25 protein-coding genes are annotated in these 25,437 nt (G+C 60.3%); 16 read left to right on the top strand and 9 right to left on the bottom strand.

What is annotated here, in order from left to right; translation table 11 throughout:
• Window positions 1–143: 143 nt before the first annotated feature.
• From ACP7BX_RS24740 to ACP7BX_RS24725, 4 genes are all read right to left on the bottom strand, one after another.
• Entirely contained in the window at window positions 144–329 is a 186-nt protein-coding gene (locus tag ACP7BX_RS24740) for a hypothetical protein (protein ID WP_055725970.1), read from the bottom strand.
• A 152-nt stretch (window positions 330–481) separates the two neighbouring features.
• Window positions 482–1,078, bottom strand: coding sequence for a superoxide dismutase (locus ACP7BX_RS24735; protein ID WP_033896332.1), 597 nt, complete (start codon window positions 1,076–1,078; stop codon window positions 482–484).
• 178 nt (window positions 1,079–1,256) lie between these two features.
• Window positions 1,257–1,856, bottom strand: coding sequence for a LysE/ArgO family amino acid transporter (locus ACP7BX_RS24730; protein ID WP_426130911.1), 600 nt, complete (start codon window positions 1,854–1,856; stop codon window positions 1,257–1,259).
• Between the two features lie 5 nt (window positions 1,857–1,861).
• Entirely contained in the window at window positions 1,862–2,263 is a 402-nt protein-coding gene (locus tag ACP7BX_RS24725) for an ACT domain-containing protein (protein ID WP_177111155.1), read from the bottom strand.
• A 98-nt stretch (window positions 2,264–2,361) separates the two neighbouring features.
• Here ACP7BX_RS24725 and ACP7BX_RS24720 point away from each other — a divergent pair, with 98 nt between their 5' ends.
• The 10 genes from ACP7BX_RS24720 (at window position 2,362) to ACP7BX_RS24675 (ending at window position 13,401) form a co-directional block, all read left to right on the top strand.
• On the top strand, window positions 2,362–3,255 hold the full coding sequence (locus ACP7BX_RS24720; protein WP_426130913.1) for a LysR family transcriptional regulator ArgP: 894 nt from the start codon (window positions 2,362–2,364) through the stop codon (window positions 3,253–3,255).
• Window positions 3,256–3,307: 52 nt separating this feature from the next.
• Window positions 3,308–4,306, top strand: a complete 999-nt coding sequence (locus ACP7BX_RS24715) for an NAD-dependent epimerase/dehydratase family protein (protein ID WP_314531207.1) — start codon at window positions 3,308–3,310, stop codon at window positions 4,304–4,306.
• A 114-nt stretch (window positions 4,307–4,420) separates the two neighbouring features.
• Entirely contained in the window at window positions 4,421–5,266 is an 846-nt protein-coding gene (locus tag ACP7BX_RS24710) for an ATPase (protein ID WP_426130916.1), read from the top strand.
• A gap of 115 nt (window positions 5,267–5,381) precedes the next feature.
• Window positions 5,382–6,641, top strand: a complete 1,260-nt coding sequence (locus ACP7BX_RS24705) for an AGE family epimerase/isomerase (protein WP_426130918.1) — start codon at window positions 5,382–5,384, stop codon at window positions 6,639–6,641.
• Between the two features lie 104 nt (window positions 6,642–6,745).
• A complete protein-coding gene (locus ACP7BX_RS24700; RefSeq protein WP_061449338.1) occupies window positions 6,746–8,032 on the top strand; it encodes an ABC transporter substrate-binding protein in 1,287 nt (428 codons plus the stop codon).
• Between the two features lie 79 nt (window positions 8,033–8,111).
• Window positions 8,112–9,020, top strand: a complete 909-nt coding sequence (locus tag ACP7BX_RS24695) for a carbohydrate ABC transporter permease (RefSeq protein WP_033896325.1) — start codon at window positions 8,112–8,114, stop codon at window positions 9,018–9,020.
• Window positions 9,013–9,858 (top strand): carbohydrate ABC transporter permease, encoded by an 846-nt coding sequence (locus ACP7BX_RS24690; RefSeq protein ID WP_016975397.1) that lies wholly within the window; start codon window positions 9,013–9,015, stop codon window positions 9,856–9,858. Before ACP7BX_RS24695 ends, ACP7BX_RS24690 begins: the two co-directional genes overlap by 8 nt.
• 2 nt (window positions 9,859–9,860) lie before the next feature.
• Window positions 9,861–11,021: an ABC transporter ATP-binding protein gene (locus ACP7BX_RS24685; RefSeq protein ID WP_426130920.1), complete on the top strand. Its 1,161-nt coding sequence runs from the start codon at window positions 9,861–9,863 to the stop codon at window positions 11,019–11,021.
• Window positions 11,022–11,106: 85 nt separating this feature from the next.
• Window positions 11,107–12,453 (top strand): carbohydrate porin, encoded by a 1,347-nt coding sequence (locus ACP7BX_RS24680; RefSeq protein WP_016975394.1) that lies wholly within the window; start codon window positions 11,107–11,109, stop codon window positions 12,451–12,453.
• A 102-nt stretch (window positions 12,454–12,555) separates the two neighbouring features.
• On the top strand, window positions 12,556–13,401 hold the full coding sequence (locus tag ACP7BX_RS24675; RefSeq protein ID WP_314531227.1) for a D-hexose-6-phosphate mutarotase: 846 nt from the start codon (window positions 12,556–12,558) through the stop codon (window positions 13,399–13,401).
• A 163-nt stretch (window positions 13,402–13,564) separates the two neighbouring features.
• Here the strand turns inward: ACP7BX_RS24675 and ACP7BX_RS24670 are convergent, their stop codons facing one another.
• Window positions 13,565–14,425 (bottom strand): MurR/RpiR family transcriptional regulator, encoded by an 861-nt coding sequence (locus ACP7BX_RS24670; RefSeq protein WP_174555598.1) that lies wholly within the window; start codon window positions 14,423–14,425, stop codon window positions 13,565–13,567.
• A 220-nt stretch (window positions 14,426–14,645) separates the two neighbouring features.
• Here ACP7BX_RS24670 and zwf point away from each other — a divergent pair, with 220 nt between their 5' ends.
• From zwf to ACP7BX_RS24655, 3 genes are read left to right on the top strand one after another with little or no spacing between them, the layout of a single operon-like run.
• Entirely contained in the window at window positions 14,646–16,112 is a 1,467-nt protein-coding gene (gene zwf / locus ACP7BX_RS24665) for a glucose-6-phosphate dehydrogenase (RefSeq protein ID WP_033896321.1), read from the top strand.
• Window positions 16,099–16,812, top strand: a complete 714-nt coding sequence (gene pgl, locus ACP7BX_RS24660) for a 6-phosphogluconolactonase (RefSeq protein WP_426130923.1) — start codon at window positions 16,099–16,101, stop codon at window positions 16,810–16,812. Before zwf ends, pgl begins: the two co-directional genes overlap by 14 nt.
• 17 nt (window positions 16,813–16,829) lie before the next feature.
• A complete protein-coding gene (locus ACP7BX_RS24655) occupies window positions 16,830–17,495 on the top strand; it encodes a bifunctional 4-hydroxy-2-oxoglutarate aldolase/2-dehydro-3-deoxy-phosphogluconate aldolase (protein WP_025858441.1) in 666 nt (221 codons plus the stop codon).
• A 203-nt stretch (window positions 17,496–17,698) separates the two neighbouring features.
• Here ACP7BX_RS24655 and ACP7BX_RS24650 read toward each other — a convergent pair whose 3' ends face one another.
• Complete coding sequence (locus ACP7BX_RS24650) at window positions 17,699–18,874, bottom strand: aminotransferase class V-fold PLP-dependent enzyme (RefSeq protein WP_426130925.1); 1,176 nt, start codon at window positions 18,872–18,874, stop codon at window positions 17,699–17,701.
• An 11-nt stretch (window positions 18,875–18,885) separates the two neighbouring features.
• Entirely contained in the window at window positions 18,886–19,122 is a 237-nt protein-coding gene (locus ACP7BX_RS24645) for a DUF3820 family protein (protein ID WP_010208204.1), read from the bottom strand.
• Window positions 19,123–19,327: 205 nt separating this feature from the next.
• Here ACP7BX_RS24645 and ACP7BX_RS24640 point away from each other — a divergent pair, with 205 nt between their 5' ends.
• Window positions 19,328–19,795 (top strand): ferritin-like domain-containing protein, encoded by a 468-nt coding sequence (locus tag ACP7BX_RS24640; protein WP_010208206.1) that lies wholly within the window; start codon window positions 19,328–19,330, stop codon window positions 19,793–19,795.
• Window positions 19,796–19,919: 124 nt separating this feature from the next.
• Here ACP7BX_RS24640 and ACP7BX_RS24635 read toward each other — a convergent pair whose 3' ends face one another.
• Both ACP7BX_RS24635 and ACP7BX_RS24630 read right to left on the bottom strand, forming a co-directional pair.
• Window positions 19,920–20,390 carry a MaoC family dehydratase gene (locus tag ACP7BX_RS24635; RefSeq protein WP_010208208.1) on the bottom strand — a complete coding sequence of 157 codons (471 nt, stop codon included), beginning with the start codon at window positions 20,388–20,390 and terminating at the stop codon, window positions 19,920–19,922.
• 57 nt (window positions 20,391–20,447) lie between these two features.
• On the bottom strand, window positions 20,448–21,392 hold the full coding sequence (locus tag ACP7BX_RS24630) for a lysophospholipase (RefSeq protein WP_426130928.1): 945 nt from the start codon (window positions 21,390–21,392) through the stop codon (window positions 20,448–20,450).
• Between the two features lie 210 nt (window positions 21,393–21,602).
• Here ACP7BX_RS24630 and fadD2 point away from each other — a divergent pair, with 210 nt between their 5' ends.
• Together fadD2 and fadD1 are read left to right on the top strand one after the other, a co-directional pair.
• Complete coding sequence (gene fadD2, locus ACP7BX_RS24625) at window positions 21,603–23,291, top strand: long-chain-fatty-acid--CoA ligase FadD2 (RefSeq protein ID WP_426130930.1); 1,689 nt, start codon at window positions 21,603–21,605, stop codon at window positions 23,289–23,291.
• Window positions 23,292–23,723: 432 nt separating this feature from the next.
• Window positions 23,724–25,415 carry a long-chain-fatty-acid--CoA ligase FadD1 gene (gene fadD1 / locus ACP7BX_RS24620; protein ID WP_314535002.1) on the top strand — a complete coding sequence of 564 codons (1,692 nt, stop codon included), beginning with the start codon at window positions 23,724–23,726 and terminating at the stop codon, window positions 25,413–25,415.
• Window positions 25,416–25,437: the final 22 nt, after the last annotated feature.

The raw sequence follows: 25,437 nt of genomic DNA, 5'->3' as shown, positions 1-25,437 counted from the left end.
GGCAATCCCGTGAGGGCAGTCAAAGGAACATTAGGGCCGCAGGCGTCTTGAGGCTGGATGCACAGAAAAAAACAGAAAAAAACGGCGGATTTGCTCCGCCGTCTGGGTACTCGACTGGCCTGTGGTCAGGCTAAGCCTTTGCATCACTGATAGGCGGAAACCTCGATCTTCGACGGCGCCGGCGGCATCATGTCCTCACCGGGCTTGCTGGGTGCACTGGCACCGCCGCCTTCGCTACCGCCACCTGCGCCACCGGCGAGGCCTTTCATAAGGCCGCTGATGAGTTGCATCGCCATCTGCCCGCCTGCTTTTCCGATTTCTTCCATCATTGATTCTCCAGCAGAGTGTGAAAGGGTTATTCCTCTCACTGCGTGGGTGGCAGATTCCCTTCTGCGGGTTCCACTATTCCGGTCCGGCCAGCGTTGTGGAGCGCCCACAAAAAAGCCCGGCAATGCCGGGCTTTTTCTACTGCAAGCGTTGCTTAGGCGGTGAAGGTCTTACCTTCGAACTGCTCAGCCACGAACTTCCAGTTGACCAGGTTCCAGAACGCTTCCACATACTTTGGACGCACGTTGCGGTAGTCGATGTAGTAGGCGTGTTCCCAGACGTCGCAGGTCAGCAGCGGGGTGTCGCCGTTGGTCAGCGGGTTGCCGGCGCCGATGGTGCTGGCCAGGGCCAGGGAACCGTCAGCCTTTTTCACCAGCCAGCCCCAACCGGAACCGAAGGTGCCGACGGAGGTCTTGGTGAACTCTTCCTTGAACTTGTCGAACGAACCGAACGCAGCGTTGATGGCATCAGCCAGTGCGCCGGTCGGTTGGCCACCGGCGTTTGGCGCCAGGCAGTTCCAGTAGAAGGTGTGGTTCCAGACCTGAGCGGCGTTGTTGAAGATGCCGCCCGAAGAGGATTTGACGATCTCTTCCAGGGTCTTGCCTTCGAACTCGGTGCCTGGCACCAGGTTGTTCAGGTTCACGACGTAGGTGTTGTGGTGCTTGTCGTGGTGGAATTCCAAGGTTTCCTTGGAGATGTGCGGCTGCAGGGCATCGTGTGCGTAGGGCAGCGGCGGCAATTCGAAAGCCATGATGATTCTCCTAATCAGGTCAGTTGCGGTGAGCGCAAGGCCGATCACGGGCGGCCAAACAAGCGCCGGGGAGTTTGTACTCTTTGCGGCGCAGGGTCCGGATCATAGCACCGGGGGTGCGGCAAAACCACGCAACAACTGTGTGGGATAGAGGTTCCAGAGCGTTTTGGAATATTCCCTAAGCCGCGATCAATTGATAGGCCACGCTGAACATCATCACCGCCACCAACAGGTCCAGCAGGCGCCAGGTTGCGGGGCGCGCCAGCCAGGGTGCCAGCCACGCCGCGCCGAGTGCCAGGGTGGCGAACCACAGGAACGACGCGCTGGCGGCACCGGCCACGTAGGCGCCGGGCTCGGTTTGTTGGGCGCCGAGTGAGCCGATCAGCAGCACGGTGTCCAGATAGACGTGGGGGTTGAGCAGTGTCACGGCCAACGCGCTCAGCATCACCGCGCGCAGTGAGCGCACCTTGAGGTTGTCGCCTTGGTCCAGGCTTTGTTTGGAACACGCTCGGCGTAGTGCACACGCGCCATACCAGATCAGGAACGCCGCGCCGCCCCAGCGCGCCACCGCCAGCAGCACCGGGCTTTGTGCCAGCACTGTCGCCAGGCCGAACACCCCGGCGGCCACCAACAGCGCATCACACACCACGCACAACGCGGCCACGGGCAAGTGATGTTCACGGCGCAGGCTTTGCGCCAGTACAAAGGCATTCTGAGTGCCGATGGCCATGATCAGGCCCAGCGCCACCAGCAAACCATTCAGATAACTCTGCCACATAGCATTTACTCCGCGTCTGCTGCCAGTTGCCGCAACACCTGCAGGGCGCGCTCGGCATCGGCACGCCCGACGAACAGGTGGTCGTGGTAATAACCGGCAATCACGTTGCAACTGATGCCGGCCTTGCCCAGCGCACTGGCGAAGGCGGCGGTGAGGCCCACGGCTTCCAGGGCCGAATGCACATTCAAGGTGATCCACGCGGCGACGTAATCAAAAGCCAGGCCGGCCTGTTCCGCTTGTTGGCGTTCGACGATCAGGGTCAAGCCTTCCTGCTCGCGAAAGCTGCCGATCACCTCGCAGCCAACAGGGATGCGGTTGTCGGGCACGGTGCAGAACACATAGTCGCCGTCATTGAGCTGGGGGCTCATGCTGCGCAGCAGGGTTGCCAGGGCGGTTTCGCCAGCCATGGGAGGTTCCTTATAAAGAGAAGAGCGATGCTGGCTATTCTCAGGGTGCAGGCTGTATAAGAAAAACCAATATTCCTGATCGCTCATTAGAGAAACTGATGTTCGACTATAAATTGCTTTCTGCCCTGGCGGCGGTGGTGGAACAGGCGGGCTTCGAGCGTGCCGCTCAGGTGCTGGGGCTGTCGCAGTCGGCCATCTCCCAGCGCATCAAGTTGCTGGAGGGACGTATTGGCCAGCCGGTACTGGTGCGGGCCACGCCGCCGACGCCCACTGATATCGGCCGTCGCCTGCTCAACCATGTGCAACAGGTGCGCTTACTGGAGCGTGACCTGCAAAGCCAGGTGCCGGCGCTGGATGAAGAGGGCATGCCCGAACGCCTGCGCATCGCGTTGAACGCCGACAGCCTTGCCACGTGGTGGGCCGAGGCCGTCAGCGGGTTTTGCGCCGAGCAGCATTTGCTGCTGGATCTGGTGGTCGAAGACCAGACTGTCGGCCTCAAACGCATGCGCGCGGGTGAGGTGGCGGCCTGTATCTGCGCCAGCGAGCGTCCGGTGGCGGGCGCGCGCAGCCTGTTGCTGGGCGCCATGCGGTATCGGGCGTTGGCCAGCCCGGCGTTTATCGCCCGGCATTTTCCCCAGGGCGTACGCGCCGATCAACTGGCGCGCACCCCGGCACTGGTGTTCGGGCCGGATGATTTCCTGCAGCACCGCTACCTGGCTTCTCTCGGCGTGGACGGTGGTTTTGAGCACCATTTGTGTCCATCGTCTGAAGGCTTCATCCGCCTCACCGAGGCGGGCCTGGGCTGGGGGCTGGTGCCGGAATTGCAGGTTCGCGACCAGCTGGAAAAGGGCATATTGGTCGAGTTATTGCCAGATAAGCCCATCGATGTGCCGTTGTACTGGCATCATTGGCGCAGTGGCGGGCAACTGTTGGGCTTGCTGACCGACCATCTGGCCCAGGCCTGTGGTCAATGGTTGGTGCCGTTGGAGTGATGGCGTGCGTCAAGGCAACAGCGATGAAAAACGTAAGAACATGGGGTAATACATGAAGATTCTGGTCACCGGCGCAAGCGGCTTCATTGGCGGGCGCTTTGCGCGTTTCGCCCTGGAGCAGGGCCTGGACGTGCGGGTCAACGGGCGACGTGCCGAAGGTGTGGAGCACCTGGTCAGGCGCGGCGCCGAGTTTATCCAGGGTGATCTGAATGACGCCGACCTGGTGCGACACCTGTGCCGCGATGTCGAGGCCGTGGTGCACTGCGCCGGCGCCGTCGGCTTGTGGGGCAAGTATCAGGACTTTTACCAAGGCAACGTGCAGGTCACCGAGAACGTCGTCGAGGCCTGCCTCAAGCAGCATGTCGGGCGTTTGGTGCATCTGTCGTCGCCCTCCATTTACTTCGACGGTCGCGACCACCTGGGCCTGACCGAAGAGCAAGTGCCCAAGCGCTTCAAGCACCCTTATGCGGCCACCAAATACCTGGCCGAGCAGAAGGTGTTCGGAGCCCAGGAGTTCGGCCTTGAAGTGATTGCCCTGCGCCCGCGATTCGTCACGGGGGCCGGTGACATGAGTATCTTCCCGCGCCTATTGAACATGCAGCGCAAGAACCGCCTGGCCATCGTCGGCGACGGCCTTAACAAGGTCGACTTCACCAGTGTGCACAACCTCAACGAAGCCTTGCTCGGCAGTTTGCTCGCGCCAGGCTCCGCGTTGGGCCGGGCCTACAACATCAGCAACGGCACGCCAGTTCCGGTGTGGGATGTGGTGAACTACGTGATGCGTCAAATGCAATTGCCCCAGGTGACGCGTTACCGGTCCTACGGTTTGTCCTACAGCGTAGCGGCGCTCAACGAAGCGTTTTGCGCGATGTGGCCCGGGCGCCCGGAGCCGTCACTGTCGCGCCTGGGCATGCAAGTGATGAACAAAGATTTCACCCTCGACATCAGCCGCGCCAGGCATTATCTGGACTACGAGCCCAAAGTCAGCCTGTGGACCGCCCTCGACGAGTTCTGCAGTTGGTGGAAAGCCCAGGATCCGGGGTTCAAGTAAGCACACAAGCGGCAACACTTCGGGAACCGAATCTGGCGTTCCGGGTCGATCAGTGCGCCGGGAACGCGGTTTATACTCCCGTCGCTCGCCACTTCACCGATTCAGGGTTGATACATGCGCAACGATGCTAAAGACGACTTCGACAACGTTCCCAGCCTGCGGGCCGATGTCGGGGATGACGATGATTTCGAACCGACCCCGGCCACCTCGGTGCGCTCGCGCAACACCAAAGTGGTCAAGGTTAGGAGTGCCAGCACCGGGCCGTTATGGGCCTTGATCGGTGCGCTGCTGATCGCCTTTGCGGGCCTGGCCTGGTGGAGCTTCCAGCAGATTTCTCTGATGGGCCAGCAGTTGGTGGCCACCCAGGAAAGCTTCGCGCGCATCAGCGAGGAAGCAGCGGGGCGGCTGCAGGACATTTCCGGCAAGGTCGTGGCCAGCGAGGCCAGCGTCAACAACGGCAGCGAAGCGCTGAAACTGCAGATCAAGCAGCTTGAAAGCCAGTTGCTGGAGCAGGGCAAGCAGCAGGTGGGCGTGGCCGGGCAAGCCACCGAGTTGGATAAGCGCCTGGCGCAAATGACCGCCAGCACCACCGACCTGTCCAACGCCAACAGCAAATTGCAGGGCCAAGTGCAGGCGTTGACCGACGCCGTGGCGACGCTCAAGGCGGCGCAGGGCGATGCCGGCAAGCGTGATACTGAAATCAAGGAACTCACTGCGGACGTGGCCGCCTTGAAGAAACAAGGCAATCCAAGCGCTGCCATCGCCCGAATCGAGCAGGACCTTGTGGTGCTCAAGAGCGCCCAGGACAACCAGCCGGCCAACAGCGATGCGCCGACCAATAAAGAGTTCGACGTGTTCCGTATCCAGACCACACGCAATATCACTACGCTGCAAAGCCAGGTTCAGAACCTGAACCAGCAACTTAACGCACCGGCGAAGATCACTCCGCTCGGGCAATAAAGTGGGTGATGGAAATGTCACTGCTTGGTGACATTTCCCATCCCCTTCGTTACTTGCCGTCGCCGCGCCCTTGTTTAGACTCCGGTCATCCCACAAAAAACAATAAGGGCCACCCATGACCACGCAACCACTGCCTGCCAGCAGTTGGCTGAACGCGCCTGCCCACCACGCCTGGCTTGCGGCCGAGGGACAGCGCCTGCTGGCCTTCGCCAAGGCGTCGCGACTGCCCGACGGCTTTGGCAACCTGGACGACAAAGGCCAGTTACCGGCCGACGCCCACGCCGAAACCATGAACACTGCCCGCATGACCCACAGCTTCGCCATGGCTCACGCCCTAGGCCTGCCGGGGTATGCGGAGCTGGTTGCGCATGGCGTTGCAGCCCTCAGTGGCCCGCTGCGTGACAGTGAACACGGAGGCTGGTTTGCCACGCCCCACCCCCTCGATGGCAACCGTGGCAAGGCCGCTTATCTGCACGCGTTTGTTGCCCTGGCCGCCAGCTCGGCGGTGGTGGCGGGTGCGCCCGGTGCACAAAACCTTCTGACTGACGCCGTCCATATCATCGACCAGTTTTTCTGGAGCGAGGAGGAGGGCGTGATGCTTGAATCCTTTGCCCAGGACTGGAGCGGCGTCGAAGCCTATCGCGGTGCCAACAGCAACATGCACGCCACTGAAGCCTTCCTCGCGTTGGCCGATGTCACCGGCGATACGCGCTGGCTGGACCGCGCCTTGCGCATTGTCGAGCGGGTTATCCACACCCACGCGGCGGGCAACCAGTTCATGGTGATCGAACATTTCGACACACACTGGCAACCTTTGCTCGGTTACAACGAAGACAACCCCGCCGACGGCTTCCGCCCCTACGGCATCACTCCCGGCCACGGTTTTGAATGGGCGCGGCTGGTGCTGCACCTGGAAGCCGCGCGCCTGCACGCCGGGCTTGCCACGCCCGAATGGCTGGTGACCGATGCCAAGGGCCTGTTCGCCAGCGCCTGCGAATACGCCTGGTCGGTGGATGGCGCCCCCGGCATCGTCTACACCCTGGACTGGAACCAGCGCCCGGTGGTGCGCGAACGCCTGCACTGGACCCACGCCGAAGCCAGCGCCGCAGCCCAGGCCTTGCTCAAACGCACCGGTGAGTTGCATTACGAAACCTGGTACCGGCGTTTCTGGGAGTTTTGCGAAACCCACTTCATCGACCGTATTCGCGGCAGCTGGCACCACGAACTCAGCCCGCACAACCAACCCAGCAGCGTCATCTGGGGTGGCAAGCCCGACCTGTACCATGCCTGGCAAGCGGTATTGCTGCCTGCGCTGCCGTTGGCGCCAAGCATGGCCAGTGCCATCGGGGCTGGGCGCTATGTCACCGGTTGGTGACATTTGTCCATCCCTTTGTTACCTGCGCCTGAAAAATCCATGTTTAAACTCCGTGCAGCGCAAGCCTAAGACTTGCATGCATAACAACAAGAAAAGGTACTCAGATGAACGCGATTAATCGCCTCGCCGTTGCTATTTCCATTGCCTCGTTGTTTCCCCTCTCTGCATTTGCCGCCGACTCGAAAGGGACGGTTGAAGTTGTGCATTGGTGGACCTCGGGCGGTGAAAAGGCGGCCGTAGATGTCCTGAAGGCCCAAGTTGAGAAAGATGGTTTCGTCTGGAAAGACGGCGCCGTCGCAGGTGGCGGTGGCGCCACCGCCATGACCGTGCTGAAAAGCCGCGCGGTTGCTGGCAACCCGCCAGGCGTTGCCCAGATCAAAGGCCCCGACATCCAGGAATGGGCGTCCACTGGCCTGCTCGACACCGACGTGCTCAAAGACGTCGCCAAAGAAGAGAAGTGGGACTCCCTGCTCGACAAGAAAGTCTCCGACACCGTGAAGTACGAAGGTGACTACGTCGCCGTACCGGTCAACATCCACCGCGTTAACTGGCTGTGGATCAACCCGGAGGTCTTCAAAAAAGCCGGTATCACCAAGAACCCGACCACCCTCGAAGAATTCTACGCAGCCGGCGACAAGCTGAAAGCCGCGGGCTTCATTCCGCTCGCCCACGGTGGCCAGCCTTGGCAGGACAGCACCGTGTTCGAAGCGGTCGTTCTGTCGGTGATGGGTGCCGATGGCTACAAGAAAGCCCTGGTCGACCTGGATAACGGCGCGCTGACCGGTCCGGAAATGGTCAAGGCCCTGACCGAACTGAAGAAAGTCGCGACCTACATGGACGTCGACGGTAAAGGCCAGGACTGGAACCTCGAAGCGGGCAAGGTCATCAACGGCAAGGCCGGCATGCAGATCATGGGTGACTGGGCCAAGTCCGAATGGACTGCGGCCAAGAAAGTCGCTGGCAAGGACTACGAGTGCGTAGCCTTCCCAGGCACCGACAAAGCCTTCACCTACAACATCGACTCCCTGGCGGTGTTCAAGCAGAAAGACAAAGGCACCGCTGCTGGCCAGCAGGACATTGCCAAAGTCGTGCTGGGTGAGAACTTCCAGAAAGTGTTCAGCATCAACAAGGGTTCGATCCCTGTTCGCAACGACATGCTGAACAAAATGGATTCCTACGGCTTCGACTCCTGCGCCCAGACCGCTGCCAAGGACTTCCTGGCAGACGCCAAGACCGGCGGCCTGCAGCCAAGCATGGCGCACAACATGGCCACTACCCTGGCGGTGCAAGGTGCGTTCTTTGATGTCGTGACCAACTACATCAACGACCCGAAAGCCGACCCTGCCGACACCGCCAAGAAATTGGGCGCTGCGATCAAGTCTGCCAAGTAACGGTTGACCTTGTGGGGGACTCCCTAGCCCCCCACAAGGCTTGTTCCTGTAGTCCTTTTTCCCTGTACTGGATTTCCCCATGAGTTCTGTTGCTGTGTTCAGCAAAGCCTCGCCGTTCGATGCACTGCAGCGCTGGCTACCCAAACTGGTGCTGGCGCCCAGCATGTTCATCGTGCTGGTGGGCTTCTACGGCTACATCCTGTGGACGTTTGTGCTGTCGTTCACCAATTCCACGTTCCTGCCGACCTACAAATGGGCGGGCCTTGCGCAATACGCGCGGTTGTTCGACAACGACCGCTGGTGGGTAGCGAGCAAGAACCTCGCGGTGTTTGGCGGGATGTTCATCGGTATCACCCTGGTCATCGGAGTGACGCTGGCAATCTTCCTCGACCAGAAAATCCGTCGTGAAGGCTTCATTCGCACCATTTACCTGTACCCGATGGCGCTCTCGATGATCGTCACCGGTACCGCCTGGAAATGGCTGCTCAACCCAGGCATGGGCCTGGACAAACTCCTGCGTGACTGGGGCTGGGAAGGCTTCCGTCTCGACTGGCTGATCGACCCGGACCGCGTGGTCTACTGCCTGGTGATCGCCGCCGTCTGGCAAGCCTCGGGTTTCATCATGGCGATGTTCCTCGCTGGCCTGCGCGGTGTCGATCAATCGATCGTGCGCGCTGCACAGATCGATGGCGCGAGCCTGCCGCGCATCTACTGGAGCGTGGTGCTGCCCAGCCTGCGTCCGGTGTTCTTCAGTGCGGTGATGATCCTGGCGCACATTGCGATCAAGAGCTTCGACCTGGTAGCGGCGATGACCGCCGGCGGCCCAGGCTACTCGTCCGACCTGCCTGCGATGTTCATGTACTCGTTCACCTTCAGCCGTGGCCAGATGGGCATGGGTTCGGCCAGTGCCATCCTGATGCTCGGTGCGATCCTCGCGATCATCGTGCCTTACCTCTACTCCGAGCTGAGGACCAAGCGTAATGACTAGTCTCGCCTCCAAATCACCCATCAGCCTGAGTCGCATCGCGATCTACGCGGTGCTGATCCTCGCCGTGCTGCTGTACCTGGTGCCGCTGGTGGTGATGCTGCTCACCAGCTTCAAGACCCCGGAAGACATCAGCTCCGGCAACCTGCTGAGCTGGCCGACCGTGGTCACCGGCATCGGCTGGGTCAAGGCCTGGGCCACGGTAGACGGTTACTTCTGGAACTCGATCAAGATCACCGTTCCGGCCGTACTGATCTCCACCGCCATCGGTGCATTGAACGGTTATGTGCTGTCGTTCTGGCGCTTCAAAGGATCGCAGCTGTTCTTCGGCCTGCTGTTGTTCGGCTGCTTCCTGCCGTTCCAGACCGTGCTGCTGCCGGCGTCGTTCACCTTGGGCAAGATGGGCCTTGCCAGCACCACCACCGGCCTGGTGTTCGTGCACGTGGTCTACGGCCTGGCGTTCACCACGCTGTTCTTCCGTAACTACTACGTGAGCATTCCGGATGCGCTGATCAAGGCCGCGCGTTTGGACGGTGCAGGTTTCTTCACCATCTTCCGTCAGATCATTCTGCCGATGTCCACCCCGATCATCATGGTCTGCCTGATCTGGCAGTTCACCCAGATCTGGAACGACTTCCTGTTCGGCGTGGTGTTCTCCAGTGGTGACTCCCAGCCCATCACCGTGGCGCTGAACAACCTGGTCAACACCAGCACCGGGGCCAAGGAATATAACGTGGATATGGCGGCGGCGATGATCGCCGGGCTGCCGACCCTGCTGGTCTATGTGATCGCAGGCAAGTATTTCGTGCGCGGCCTCACGGCCGGCGCGGTCAAGGGGTAATCATGGCTACGCTTGAACTTCGCAATGTAAACAAGACCTATGGCGCCGGCCTGCCCGACACCTTGAAGAACATCGAACTGTCGATCAAGGAAGGCGAATTCCTGATCCTGGTCGGCCCTTCGGGGTGCGGCAAGTCCACGCTGATGAACTGCATCGCCGGCCTGGAAACCATCACCGGTGGCGCCATCATGATCGGCGACCAGGATGTGAGCGGCATGAGCCCCAAGGACCGTGACATCGCCATGGTGTTCCAGTCCTACGCGCTGTACCCGACCATGAGCGTGCGCGAGAACATCGAGTTCGGCCTCAAGATCCGCAAGATGCCCCAGGCCGATATCGACGCCGAAGTGGCGCGTGTGGCCAAGCTGCTGCAGATCGAACACCTGCTCAACCGCAAGCCGGGACAACTGTCCGGCGGCCAGCAACAGCGGGTGGCCATGGGCCGTGCCCTGGCGCGTCGGCCGAAGATCTACCTGTTCGACGAACCGCTGTCCAACCTCGACGCCAAGCTGCGCGTCGAGATGCGCACCGAAATGAAGCTGATGCACCAGCGCCTCAAGACCACCACGGTCTACGTGACCCACGACCAGATCGAAGCAATGACCCTGGGCGACAAGGTCGCGGTAATGAAGGACGGCATCATCCAGCAGTTCGGCACGCCGAAAGAGATCTACAACAACCCGGCCAACCAGTTCGTGGCGAGCTTTATCGGTTCGCCGCCGATGAACTTCGTGCCGTTGCGCCTGCAACGCAAGGACGGTCGCCTGGTGGCCCTGCTCGACAGCGGCCAGGCCCGTTGCGAGCTGGCGCTGAACACCACCGATGCCGGCCTTGAGGACCGCGACGTGATCCTGGGCTTGCGTCCGGAGCAGATCATGTTGGCGTCGGGCGAGGGAGACAGTGCGTCGAGCATCCGTGCCGAAGTCCAGGTCACCGAGCCGACCGGCCCGGACACCCTGGTGTTCGTGCAACTCAATGACACCAAGGTCTGCTGCCGCCTGTCGCCCGACGTGGCACCGCAGGTGGGCGAGACCCTGACCCTGCAATTCGATCCTTCCAAGGTATTGCTGTTCGACGCCAACACCGGCGAACGACTGGGCACTGCTTCTTCATTGCCCGCACAGGGGCATGCTGACAATGTGGCCCAATTCAAAGGCCGTTGAAGCAGATAAGTTGTTGTTTTAGATAAAAAAAGTAAACCGCGTTAGATAAAAACAGTTTAATAACAATAAAGACGAGGATGTAGGGATGAAAAAGCAACACAACAACACTCGGCTGATCTGCCAAATGTCAGCTGCGGCAGCCCTGGTATTGTCCGCCAATGCGATGGCGGCCGATGCATTCAGTGCTGATTCGAAATGGATGACCGGCGATTGGGGCGGTGAGCGTACCAAGCTGATCGAGCAAGGTATCGACATCAAGGCTGACTACGTTGGGGAGATGGGCTACAACGCCAAAGGTGGTTACAACAACGACAAGACCGGTCGTTACTCCGATCAATTCGGTCTGGGCGTAGCACTGGACCTGCAAAAGTTGTGGGGTTGGGATAACACCCAAGCCAAGATCCAGTTGACCAACCGTAATGGCCAGAATATCTCCAATGACCGTATTGGCGACCCGCGTGCCGGCACCTTGAGTTCGTCTCAGGAAGTCTACGGGCGTGGCCACATGGTGCGTCTGACCCAGTTCTGGATCCAGCACCAGATGTTCGACAACAAGCTGGACGTGAAACTCGGTTACTTCGGTGAAGGCGAAGACTTCAACACCTTCCCGTGCGACTTCCAGAACCTGTCGTTCTGCGGCTCGCAAGTGGGTAACTACGTAAACACCTGGTACAACTGGCCGGTCAGCCAGGCGGCGATCCGCGTGAAGTACAACATCACGCCTGAGCTGTATGCGCAAATCGGTGCGTACAACCAGAACCCGTCGCAGCTGGAGCACGGCAACGGCTTCAAACTCAGCGGCAGCGGCACCAAGGGCACCGTGATTCCGGTGGAATTGGTCTGGTCGCCGAAGGTCAACAACCTGCCGGGCGAATACCGTGTGGGTTACTACAAAAGTGCCGCCGATGCTTCGGACGTTCGTGAAGACATCAACGGCAACGATGCAGCGACCACTGGCGCGGCTTACCGTACCCGCAGCAGCAAGAAAGGCTACTGGTTCGTTGCCCAACAGCAACTCACCACGCATAACGGCGACGCTTCCCGCGGCCTGAACATCGCGGCCAACGCCACCTTCCACGACAAGGAAACCAACCTGGTCGACAACTACCAGTCGATCATGCTGGTGTACAAAGGGCCATTCGACGCGCGTCCAAAAGATGACGTCGGTATCGGTGTCGCTCGCCTGCACGTCAACGATGACGTGAAGAAGAACTCCGAACTGCTCAACGCCGCCAACGGTGTGAGCGACTACGACAACCCGCTGTACACGCCGATCCGTGAGACTGAATACAACGTCGAACTCAACTACGGTTTCCACGTCACCAACTGGCTGACCGTGCGTCCAAACCTGCAATACGTCGTGCAACCTGGCGGCGTGGATAAAGTCGACAACGCGTTGGTAGCCGGCCTGAAAATTCAGTCTACGTTCTAACGTTGTTGCGATAAGCTCCTTCTCTCTGTGCGCATTTTGCGGGTAGCCATGGCTACCCGCTTTTTTTGGGCGGCACCGTGAAGACATTCAGGACTGTGGCACATGCATGAGCAACCGCTGCAACGCTTTTTCAAATCCCTGCGCGAGCGTCCGGTGTTCGCCTGGGAACGCTTCCAGATGCGTGACGTGTTGGTGATCGACCATCCGCTGTGCCAGGCGGTGTTCAGCCGCCAGGGCGCGCAATTGCTGCACTTTCAGCCTACCGGCCAGAAACCTTGGCTGTGGTGTGCGGCCAAGTGGCCGCAAGTCGGCGCCATCCGAGGTGGCATACCGGTGTGCTGGCCGTGGTATGGCCGTCACCCGAGCGAAAATGCCTGGCCGTCCCATGGCTGGGCGCGGCTGATCGACTGGAAACTGCTCGACAGCAGCACCGACGACGACGGCGTACGCCTGCACTGGCAATTGCAGCTCTGTGACTGGCAAGTCGACCTGCACGCGCACCTGGGCGAAACCCTGGAATTGCGCTTGAGTACCGAGCATCAGGACGAGCTGCCGTGCCAATTGAGCCACGCTTTGCATGCTTACTGGCGTATTGGTCACGTTGATGAGGTAGCGCTGTCTGGGCTTGAGGGCGCGCAAGGTTACGACCAGCTCAATCGCCAGGTTTGCCAGCAGGAAGGCGAGCTACGCGTGGAAGGTGGTTGTCAGCGGGTGTTCCAGCATGACGGTGAATTGCAGCTCAAGGACCATGCCTGGCAGCGTGAGCTGTGCATTGATACGGGCGACAGCGCCGACACGGTGGTGTGGCACCCAGGCAGCCGGCCACTGTTGGGCGTGAGCTTCAACGAGGCATCGGGGTTTGTGTGCGTGGAGTCGGCGATGGCCGGGGCCAGCCTGGCGCCGGGAGAGCGGGCGCATCTCAGTTTGCAGGCTAGGGCCGGCGTTTAAGGGCTGGCTGGCCCTTGTGGCGAGCGGGCTTGCCCCGGCGTTGGGCTGCGAAGCAGCCCCAATCAAGCAAAATGCGGTGTATCAGTTACACATCAGCGCCTGGTTTTAGGGCTGCTACGCAGCCCAACGCGGGGCAAGCCCGCTCGCCACATGGTGCAAGGCGTCAGTTGAACTCATCCCCCACCGGATACCGACTGTCATTCAAGCTCTCTTTGATCTTGCGCAAATGCGGCTGGAAATCCACGCCACGGCGCAAGGTCATGCCGGTTGCCAGTACATCCAGCACCGTCAGTTGGATGATCCGCGAGGTCATCGGCATGTAGATGTCAGTGTCTTCCGGCAACGGAATGTTCAGGCTCACCGTACTGGCCTTGGCCAGCGGTGAGTTCTCGGCGGTCACGCCCAGCACGGATGCGCCGTTTTCCCGCGCGATGCGCGCCACTTCCACCAGCTCACGGGTGCGCCCGGTGTAGGAAATGATCACGAACAACTCGCCCGTGTGCGCCACCGAGGCGATCATGCGCTGCATCAGTACATCGGCATGCGCCGTCACTGCCAGGTTGAAGCGGAAGAACTTGTGCAGCGCATCCATCGCCACCGGGGCCGAGGCGCCCAGGCCGAAGAAGTGGATCTGCCGCGCCTGGATCAACAGGTCCACGGCTTTGCTGATCAAGTTCGGGTCCAGCGCCTGGCAGGCACTGTCCAGGGACGCAATGGCACTGCCAAAGATCTTCTGCGTGTAAGCCTCCGGGTTATCATCGGCCTCCACTGCACGGCTGACATACGCGGCACCACTGGCCAGGCTTTGCGCCAACTGCAATTTCAGCTCAGGGTAACCGCTCACGCCGAACGAACGGCAGAAACGGTTGACCGTCGGTTCACTGACCGAGGCAGCCTGGGCGAGGGCGGCGATAGAGAAGCGGGTCGCCTGCTGCGGGTTGAGCAGGATGACCTCGGCGACTTTTTTCTCAGCCTTGTTCAATTCTTCGAGGCGGTTCCGGATCTGTTCCAGAAGATTTCGCACGCGGTCCATTCAGTCTTTCCTTCGGGCGACGATGCAAATAAAAAGGTGGCAACCAATCGACGAGTGGCCTTTTGCGGTGGCCTATCCTACTGAGGGTAGCTGAACACCACCACTCGGAATGCGTATTTCGGGAAAATGTTGTGGTTATTACTACATTTTTCCTTGAGTGATGCCTTGAAAAAAGGTATTTGTAGCTTAACTTGATAAAAGAACAAACATCATGCCTTCGATAACCGTAGAACCCTGCACCTTTGCCCTGTTTGGCGCCTTGGGTGATCTGGCGCTGCGCAAGTTATTTCCTGCCCTCTATCAACTCGATGGCGCCGGACTGCTGCACGACGATACGCGCATCCTGGCCCTGGCCCGTGAAGCCGGTTCCGAGCAACAGCACCTGGCCCATATCGAACACGCCCTGCGCGAATTCGTCGGCAAGGAGCTGGACGAAGCCATTGCCCAGCGTTTCCTGGCACGCCTCACTTATGTGCACGTCGATTTCCTGAAGGCCGATGACTACGTGGCCCTGGCGGACATCGCTGGCACCGAGCAACGCCTGATTGCCTACTTCGCCACCCCGGCGGCGGTGTATGGCGCGATCTGCGAGAACCTGTCCAAGGTCGGCCTGGCGGAAAACACCCGCGTGGTGCTGGAAAAACCCATCGGTTCGGACCTGGAGTCCTCGCGCAAGGTCAACGACGCCGTGGCGCAGTTTTTCCCGGAAAACCGCACCTACCGCATCGACCACTACCTGGGCAAAGAGACGGTCCAGAACCTGATCGCCCTGCGTTTCGCCAACAGCCTGTTCGAAACCCAGTGGAACCAGAACTACATTTCCCACGTGGAAATCACCGTGGCCGAGCAGGTCGGTATTGAAGGCCGTTGGGGCTATTTCGACAAGGCCGGCCAGCTGCGGGACATGATCCAGAACCACCTGCTGCAGCTGCTTTGCCTGATCGCCATGGACCCGCCGGCCGACTTGTCCGCCGACAGCATCCGCGACGAGAAGGTCAAGGTGCTCAAGGCCCTGGCGCCGATCAGCCCGGACGGCCTCACCACCCAGGTGGTGCGCGGCCAGTACATCGCGGGCTACAGCGCCGGCAAACCGGTGCCGGGTTACCTGGAAGAAGAGAACTCCAACACCCAGAGCGACACCGAGACCTTCGTCGCCCTGCGTGCCGATATCCGCAACTGGCGTTGGGCCGGGGTGCCGTTCTACCTGCGTACCGGCAAGCGTATGCCGCAAAAGCTGTCGCAGATCGTCATCCACTTCAAGGAACCGTCCCACTACATCTTCGCCCCGGAGCAGCGCCTGCAGATCAGCAACAAGCTGATCATCCGCCTGCAACCGGACGAAGGTATTTCCTTGCGCGTGATGACCAAGGAGCAGGGCCTGGACAAGGGCATGCAACTGCGCAGCGGTCCGCTGCAACTGAATTTTTCCGACACCTACCGCAGCGCCCGGATCCCGGATGCCTACGAGCGGTTGTTGCTGGAAGTGATGCGCGGCAATCAGAACCTGTTTGTTCGCAAAGATGAAATCGAAGCCGCGTGGAAGTGGTGTGACCAGTTGATCGCCGGGTGGAAGAAATCCGGTGATGCGCCCAAGCCGTACGCGGCGGGGTCCTGGGGGCCGATGAGCTCGATTGCACTGATCACGCGGGATGGGAGGTCGTGGTATGGCGATATCTGATTTGAAACTGCCCCAGGGCGTAACTCCCCACGAGTACCGCACGCCGGTGCTGTTGGCGGAAGGCCTGGCGACTGACGTGGCCGAGCAACTGCGCACGGCCATCAGCGCCCGTGGCGAAGCGACCCTGGTGGTCTCCGGTGGCCGCAGCCCGGTGGCGTTTTTCCAGCACCTGGCCAAGCAGGGCCTGGATTGGTCCAAGGTCACCATCACCCTGGCAGACGAGCGCTGGGTGCCGGTGGAACATGCCGACAGCAATGCCGGTTTGCTCAAGCATCATCTGCTGCAAGGTCCGGCGGCCAAGGCCAAGTTCTTGAGCCTGTACAGCGCTGCGGCCAACCTTGAAGACGCTGCCGAGCAGGCCGATCGCCTGCTGGGCGAATTGCCAGCCATTGATGTGTTGGTGCTGGGCATGGGCGATGACGGCCACACTGCGTCGCTGTTCCCCAACAGCCCGAACCTCGCCGAAGCGCTGAAGGCCGACGGTACCCGCCGTTGCTGGCCGATGCTGGCGCCGACCGTGCCGCACCAACGCCTGACCATGAGTCGCGCGTTGCTGGCCACGGCGAACTACACCGTGCTGTCGATTTCCGGCAGTTCGAAATTGACCACCTTGAGCGCCGCGCTGGCCAGTGACGACGTCGCTGCCATGCCGATTCGCGCGTTTCTGCAACCTACATTAGAGATTTACTGGTGCCCATGAGCCAAGGATCAGCCGCTATGAAAAGCCCTCAACCGACCGTGTCCATGGCGGATAAAGTTGCCTTGATCGACAGCCTCTGCGCCAAGGCGCGGATCCTGCCGGTGATCACCATCGCCCGCGAACAGGACATCCTGCCGCTGGCCGATGCCCTGGCAGCCGGTGGTTTGACCGCATTGGAAGTGACCCTGCGTTCCGAGTTCGGCCTCAAGGCCATTCAGGTGCTGCGCGAGCAACGCCCTGAACTTTGCACCGGTGCCGGCACCGTGCTCGACCGTCACATGCTTGAAGCCGCCGAAGTGGCTGGCTCGCAGTTCATCGTCACCCCAGGCATCACCCGCGACCTGCTGGAAGCCTCGGTACACAGCCCGATCCCGCTGCTGCCGGGCATCAGCAATGCCTCGGGCATCATGGAGGGTTATGGCCTGGGCTATCGCCGCTTCAAATTGTTCCCGGCTGAAGTCAGCGGCGGCGTGGCTGCGATCAAGGCCCTGGGTGGCCCGTTCGGCGAAGTGAAATTCTGCCCGACCGGCGGCGTCGGCCCGGCCAACATCAAAAACTACATGGCGTTGAAAAACGTGATGTGTGTGGGCGGTAGCTGGATGCTCGACCCTGAGTGGGTCAAGAACGGCGACTGGGCCCGCATCCAGGAAGTCACCGCCGAGGCGCTGGCGCTGCTGGATTGATCTGATTTACCGAATCGTTGTTGCTGTGCTTAACGGCATTTTTGCGGTGCACTTGGTCGGTGTACCGCTTTTTTTTGTCTGTGGAAAACCTCAAGAACACTGATGTTCAAATGTGGGAGCTGGCTTGCCTGCGATAGCGGTCTTTCAGCTAAGGCAAGGGTGACTGGCCCACCGCCATCGCAGGCAAGCCAGCTCCCACAGTTCTAATCGGTGCTCAGTTCGGTGATGGCGTGGACCAGTATGTTGATGTCCGCTGCCTGAGTCACCAACCCTGGCGTCACACGGATACAGGTGCCAAACGACGCACCTACACGTGTCGTGGTGAACAGGTTGTAGTCCTTGAGCAAACGCTCCGTCATCACCTGCTGATCCTTCCCAATGAACTTGAACGCCGTAATCCCGCAATACAGGCGTGGATCATCCGGCGTCAGCACCTCGATCCCCGGCAATGCCCGTACCTGGCTGACCCACAAGTCCCGCAAGTAATTCACTCGCGCGCCCTTGGCCGCCGCGCCGCCCAGTTGCCGATGTTCTTCAAGCACCAGCGGCAAGGTCATCAGCGCCGGGAAATTCGGCGTGCTGTAGGGCGTACGTGCGCGAACGTCGGTGGCGGGGTAGTGGAATTCGCCCATGTCCGGGTCGATGTCGGCCAGGCGCTCGGGAGCGATGTACAGGAAACCCAAGGTCAGCGGGGCGCCAATCCACTTGTGCAGGTTGAAGCCAGCAAATTGGATACCCAGTTCGGCCAGGTTGAATTCGATCTGGCCCAGGGCATGGGCGCCATCGAGGATCACATCGATACCCTGCTCGCGCGCCGCCTGAGCAATCACGGCCACGGGCATGACCAGCCCGGTGCGGTGGGTCACGTGGGTCAGTGCCATCAGTTTCAAGCGCGGGTACTGCACGAATGCATCGCGATACGTCTGCACCAGGCTGTCGAAACTCGCCGGGTGCGTGTGGGACAGTTCGATGACTTCCACGCCGCGATAGCCTGCCAGCCAGCGCATGGCGCCTTTCACGGTGTCGTACTCGAGGTCGCTGATCAGCACCTGATCGCCCGGTTGCAGGCGGTTGTAGTTGCGGATCAGCGATTGCAGGGCTTCGGTGGCATTGCGGGTGAAGGCTACGGCGGCGGGATCGGCATCGATCAGCTCGGCCACTTGGCGGAGGATCGCCTCGTTTTCACCGCGCTCGAATTGTTGGCGCACATGCAGCGAATTGCTGCGGTTGATAAACGCCACGTGTTCCAGGTACTGCGCCTGTACCGCTTGGCTCATGCGGCCGAAGTAACCGTTTTCCAGGTTGATCGGGCCGGGCTCCAGCGCATAGCGCTGGGCGATGGCGTGCCAGTGGTTTTCGTTGTCTGCATTCCTTGGCATGGCATGACTCTTTAATGGCGAGGGGCGGGTTTGCCGTGTTTGGCGCGCAGCGGTTCGAGCAATTCAGACAAGCCGTTGCTGTCGATTTCCTGCATCAGGGCCAGCAGCCCCCCCAGCTCGCCGTGGGGGAAACCTTCGCGGGCAAACCAGTTCAGGTACGGGCCGGGCAGGTCAGCGATGATCCGTCCCTTGTATTTGCCGAAGGGCATTTCGCGGGTGATCAGCAGTTCGAGTTTTTCGGGATTCATGAAGGCTCAGGTGTGTGTATCGAGAGCTTGGAAAATACAGGCATTCTGCATGAAGGCCAAATGACAGATCATGCAAATAACGTACATACAGATGGTTCAATTTATCGTAACTAATTGAAATTAAAGGATAAGTTGTTTTGTTAAAACCTGGCACGGGCGCTGCAACCATTAAGACAACCTTCTAACCCGTACAAGGAATTGAAAAATGACTGACATCAATAAAGAATCGATCTCCGTACTGAACGACCTGATCGAGACCAGCATCGACGGCCAAAAGGGTTTCAAGGAGTGCGCTGAAGACATCAAGCACCCAGAACTCAAAGCCCTGTTTGCCAAGCGTTCCGCCGACTGCGCCACCGCCGCCGCTGAACTGAAAACCGCCGTACGTGCCTTGGGCGGTGATCCGGAAGATTCCGGCAGCGTGGCCGGTGCACTGCATCGCGGCTGGGTCGACGTCAAGTCGATGCTCACCGGCAAGGATGAAGAAGCGGTGCTGAACGAAGCCGAGCGCGGTGAAGACCACGCCCTGAAGGCTTACAAAGAAGCGATCGAGAAGATCAACAAGCACAACCTGTTGGGTATTCGTGACCTGGTTGAGCGTCAGTACCACGGTGTACAACGCAACCACGACCAGGTGAAAGCCCTGCGTAACCAGGCTCGCGCTCAGTCGTAAGTCCTACGCTGTACCCAATGTGGGAGCGGGCTTGCTCGCGAAAGCGGTAGATCAGTCAATGATACATCGACTGGTAAATCGCATTCGCGGGCAAGCCCGCTCCCACATTTGTTTTGCGTACTGGTTAGCCAATGCTGATCGGCGGCAACTCGGTCAAGGTCACGACTTGCTGCTTACGCGGCGCCAGGATCTCTGCCTCGCCGTCCACCACCAGCTCATCACGCTGGTTGAACACACGGGTGGCGATACGAACGCGGAATTTCGGCAGCTTCTCGAGGATTTCCAGGCGCACGGTCAGGGTGTCGCCAATCTTCACCGGCTTCTGGAAGCTCATCTGCTGGCCGATGTAGATGGTGCCCGGCCCAGGCAACTCGCAGGCCACGGCCGCGCTGATCAGGGCGCCGCTGAACATGCCATGGGCGATACGCTCCTTGAACATGGTCGCCTTGGCGTACTCGGCGTCCAGGTGCACCGGGTTGTGGTCACCGGACATCGCGGCGAACAGCTGGATATCGCGCTCTTCCACCAACTTGCTGTAGCTGGCGGTCTGGCCGACTTCGAGGGCTTCGTACGGGGTGTTGGTTACCTGGGTCATCTAAAGGTGCATCCTGTGGCTAATCGGTAATTTAATTGACTGATTTTAAACGATAAATTATTCGCAGCGGGCCGGCCTGCGCAGTGTCAGCGCCTGGTCGAGCCACGCCAGCACATCCGCTGTGACAGCGTCGCGGTTGGTTTCGTTGAACACTTCATGGCGCGCCTGCGGGTAGACAGTCAGCTGCAGGTGCTGGCAGCCGGCGTCGCGCAAGGCGTCGGCCAGACTGTTGAGACGCTTGCCCTCACTCACCGGATCACATTCGCCGCCCATCACCAGGATCGGCAGGCCCGGATCGATCTGCGCGAGATTGGACGCTTTGCTGATCTGCTGCAAGCCGCCGAGCAGGTCGATCCAGAGCTGATTGGTGCAGCGGAACCCGCACAGGGGGTCGTTGATGTACTTGTCCACCTCATCCGGGTCACGGCTGAGCCAGTCGAACGCGGTGCGATTGGGCTTGAAGGCTTTATTGAACGAGCCAAACGACAGGAATTCGATCAGCGCACTGCGCCCGCGCAAGCCCTGGCGCAGGCGCTCTATGCGTGCGATCACCCGAGCGGCGCGATAGAGCGCCACGGGTTGGAAGTTCGAGCCGCTGAGAATCGCCCCATGCAGGCTGGCGCTGTGGTGCAGCAGGTAAGCCTGGGCGATATAGCTGCCCATGCTGTGGCCCAGCAGAATGATCGGCAACCCCGGCTGCTGCTGGCCGATATGCTGGTTGAGGCTGGCCAGGTCGCCCACCACTTTGTTCCAGCCATCCGTCTCGGCGTACAGGCCCAAGGTGCCTTCGTCGGCGGTACGGCCATGGCCACGCTGGTCCAGCGCATACAGGCCGTAGCCGGCACCGCACAGGGCCTCGGCCAGGCGTGCATAACGCCCACTGTGTTCAGCCATGCCGTGGGACAGCATCACCACGGCCTTGGCGGGGCCCTCGGGCATCCATTGATTGACGTACAGGCGGCTGCGGTCATTCGCGGTCAGCCAGAAGGTGCTGTGGTTCATGGCGCTTCCTTTGCTCAGGGTCGTTGCAGTGTATAGCTCATCTATTGAGGGGGCGGGTATCAGCCTACGCATCAGCGGCAAGATTCATACAATCAATGACACGATTTAGCGTATTTGCCTGTTTGGCCATAGCTGCTAACGTCCCCAAAGCTCCGCTTTTTATAGCGTTAGGAAAGCGGCCGGACACACTCAGGTAAGAGGACAAGAATAATGCAACCTGATTTCTGGAATGACAAACGCGCGGCGGGCGTTCCCAATGACATCGACCTGTCGGCCTACAAGTCGGTGATCGAGGTCTTCGAGCGTTCCTGCAAGGCTTTTGCCGACCGTCCGGCATTCAGCAACATGGGCATCACCCTGACTTACGCTGAGCTTGAGCGCCAGAGTGCGGCGTTCGCCGGCTACCTGCAACAGCACACCGACCTCAAGCCGGGCGACCGCATTGCGGTGCAGATGCCCAACGTGCTGCACTACCCGATTGCCGTGTTCGGCGCCTTGCGCGCCGGGCTGATCGTGGTCAACACCAACCCGCTGTACACCCCGCGCGAGATGCGCCACCAGTTCAAGGACGCCGGCGTGCGTGCGCTGGTCTACCTCAACCTGTTCGGCTCGCGTGTGCAGGAGGTGTGCAGCGACACCGAGATCGACTACCTGATCGAAGCCAAGATGGGCGACTTCATGCCCGCCGCCAAGGGTTGGCTGGTCAATACCCTGGTCGACAAGGTCAAGAAGATGGTCCCGGCCTACAGCCTGCCGCGCGCGGTGTCGTTCAAGCGCGCCTTGCACATGGGCGCGGGCCTGGGCGTGACGCGCCACCCGGTGACCCTGGACGATATCGCCGTGCTGCAATACACCGGCGGCACCACCGGCCTGGCCAAGGGCGCGATGCTGACCCACGGCAACCTGGTGGCAAACATGCAGCAGGTGCGCGCCTGTATGTCCCAGACCGGTGAGGACGGCCACCCGCTGATCAAGGAAGGGCAGGAGGTGATGATCGCGCCGCTGCCGCTGTACCACATCTATGCGTTTACGGCGAACTGCATGTGCATGATGGTCTCAGGCAATCACAACGTACTGATCACCAATCCACGGGACATCGGCGGCTTTATCAAGGAGCTGAAAAAGTGGCGTTTCACCGGGCTGCTGGGGCTCAACACGCTGTTTGTGGCGTTGATGGACCATCCTGACTTCAAGTCCCTGGATTTTTCCCACCTCAAGCTCACCAACTCCGGCGGCACCGCACTGATCAAGGCCACCGCCGAGCGCTGGGAGCAGATCACCGGTTGCGCCATCGGCGAGGGCTACGGTCTGACGGAAACCTCTCCGGTGGCCAGTACCAACCCCTACGGCAACAAATCCCGCCTGGGCACCGTGGGCATCCCGGTGCCGGCCACGGCGATGAAAGTGATCGATGACCAGGGCGTTGAGTTGCCACTGGGCGAGCGCGGCGAGTTGTGCATCAAGGGCCCGCAGGTGATGAAGGGCTACTGGCAGCAACCGGTCGCGACCGCCGAGGCGCTGGACGCCGAAGGTTGGCTCAAGACCGGTGACATTGCAGTGATCGACGAGGATGGCTTTGTGCGCATCGTCGACCGCAAGAAAGACCTGATCATCGTATCGGGCTTCAACGTCTACCCCAACGAGATCGAAGACGTGGTGATGGCCCACCCGGCGGTGGCCAACTGCGCGGTGATCGGTGTGCCGGACGAGCGCACGGGGGAGGCGGTGAAGCTGTTTGTGGTGGCGCGGGCCGAGGGGGTGAGCCTTGAGGAGTTGAAGGCCTACTGCAAGACCAACTTCACCGGGTACAAGGTGCCCAAGCATATTGTGCTGCGCGAATCGTTGCCGATGACGCCGGTGGGCAAGATTTTGCGGCGTGAACTGCGCGACATCGCCTGACCATGAATTGAAATGCAATAAAAGTGTGGGAGCGGGCTTGCTGTGGTGAGCGGGCTTGCCCCGCGCCGGACTGCGCAGCGGTCCTCATTGATTTGCGGTGAACCTGTCGGGGGACAAGCCCCCTCACCACAGCAAGCCCGCTCCCACATTCGTCTTGTGTTGCCATGAAAACCCTATTCCAGAGCGTTTTTCGTAGGCAATTAGGTGTTGTTTAAAGTGTGACCGAATATTGTAGGACAGTCGCGTTTATGACCACAGGGCCCACCTTTGGCTCTAGGCGACCCTTGGCAAAGCTGCTACTCTCGGCGCGCTTTGTGACGTCTCGGCCTGCTTGAAAGCGCCAGATTCACCTAAAAAAACATACACCAATAATAATCGCATCAAATGCGATGATGAATTCGCGTCGCTGACGTCGCTGAGGAGTGGGCTTCCATGAACGAAGACTTTTGGAAGGATAAGTACCCCGCCGGGATTGCTGCACAAATCAATCCAGACGAGTATCCGAATATTCAGGCGGTACTGAAGCAGTCCTGCCAGCGCTTCGCCAACAAACCGGCTTTCAGCAACCTGGGCAAGACCATCACCTACGGTGAGTTGTACGAATTGTCCGGCGCCTTCGCCGCGTACCTGCAACAGCACACCGACTTGAAGCCCGGCGATCGCATCGCCGTGCAACTGCCCAACGTCCTCCAGTACCCGGTTGCCGTGTTCGGCGCCATCCGTGCCGGCCTGATCGTGGTCAACACCAACCCGCTGTACACCGCGCGGGAAATGGAACACCAATTCAACGACTCCGGTGCCAAGGCCCTCGTCTGCCTGGCCAACATGGCGCACCTGGCGGAAAAGGTCGTGCCCAAGACCGCCGTCAAGCACGTGATCGTCACCGAAGTCGCCGACCTGTTGCCGCCGCTCAAGCGCCTGCTGATCAACAGCGTCATCAAGTACGTGAAGAAGATGGTCCCGGCATATCACTTGCCCCAGGCGATCAGGTTCAACGATGTGCTGGCCAAGGGGCACGGTCAACCGGTCAACGACGTCAGCCCGGCCAGTGGCGATGTGGCTGTGCTGCAATACACCGGCGGCACCACCGGCGTGGCCAAGGGCGCGATGCTCACCCACCGCAACCTGGTCGCCAACATGTTGCAGTGCAAGGCGCTGATGGGGTCCAACCTCAATGAAGGCTGCGAGATCTTGATCACGCCGCTGCCGCTGTATCACATCTATGCGTTCACCTTTCATTGCATGGCGATGATGCTGATCGGCAACCACAACATCCTGATCAGCAACCCGCGCGACCTGCCGGCGATGGTCAAGGAACTGTCGAAGTGGAAGTTCAGCGGCTTTGTCGGCCTGAACACCCTGTTCGTGGCGTTGTGCAACAACGAGGCGTTCCGCAAGCTGGACTTCTCCGCGCTGAAAGTCACCCTGTCCGGCGGCATGGCCCTGCAATTGGCTGCAGCCGAGCGCTGGAAGGCCGTGACCGGCTGTGGCATCTGCGAAGGCTACGGCATGACCGAAACCAGCCCGGTGGCCACGGTGAACCCGATTCAGCACATCCAGATCGGCACCATCGGCATTCCGGTGCCGTCCACCGTGTGCAAAGTCATCGCCGACGACGGCACTGAACTCGCCCTGGGTGAAACCGGCGAGCTGTGCGTGAAGGGCCCGCAAGTGATGAAAGGCTACTGGCAGCGTCAGGACGCCACCGACGAGATGCTCGACAGCGAAGGCTGGCTCAAGACCGGTGACATCGCGATCATCCAGCCTGACGGCTATATGCGCATTGTCGACCGCAAGAAGGACATGATCCTGGTCTCGGGCTTCAACGTGTACCCCAACGAGCTGGAAGATGTACTGGCAGGCCTGCCGGGCGTGTTGCAGTGTGCGGCCATCGGTGTGCCGGACGAGAAGTCCGGGGAACACATCAAGCTGTTCATTGTGGTCAAGCCGGGCGCGACCCTGACCAAGGACCAGGTGATGGAGCACATGCGCGCCAACGTCACCGCCTACAAGGTGCCCAAGGCCGTGGAATTCCGCGATGCATTGCCGACCACCAACGTGGGCAAGATCCTGCGGCGTGAGTTGCGTGATGAAGAGCTGAAGAAGCTCGGTCTTAAAAAGTAACCCATAAAAAACCCCGCCGAAG

Origin of the sequence: Pseudomonas sp. DWP3-1-3b3 (genome assembly GCF_049896305.1) — a bacterium.
Classification (GTDB): domain Bacteria; phylum Pseudomonadota; class Gammaproteobacteria; order Pseudomonadales; family Pseudomonadaceae; genus Aquipseudomonas; species Aquipseudomonas azotoformans_A.
Note: the sequence above shows the minus strand (reverse complement) of the source record. Positions and strands in the feature narration are given on the sequence as shown.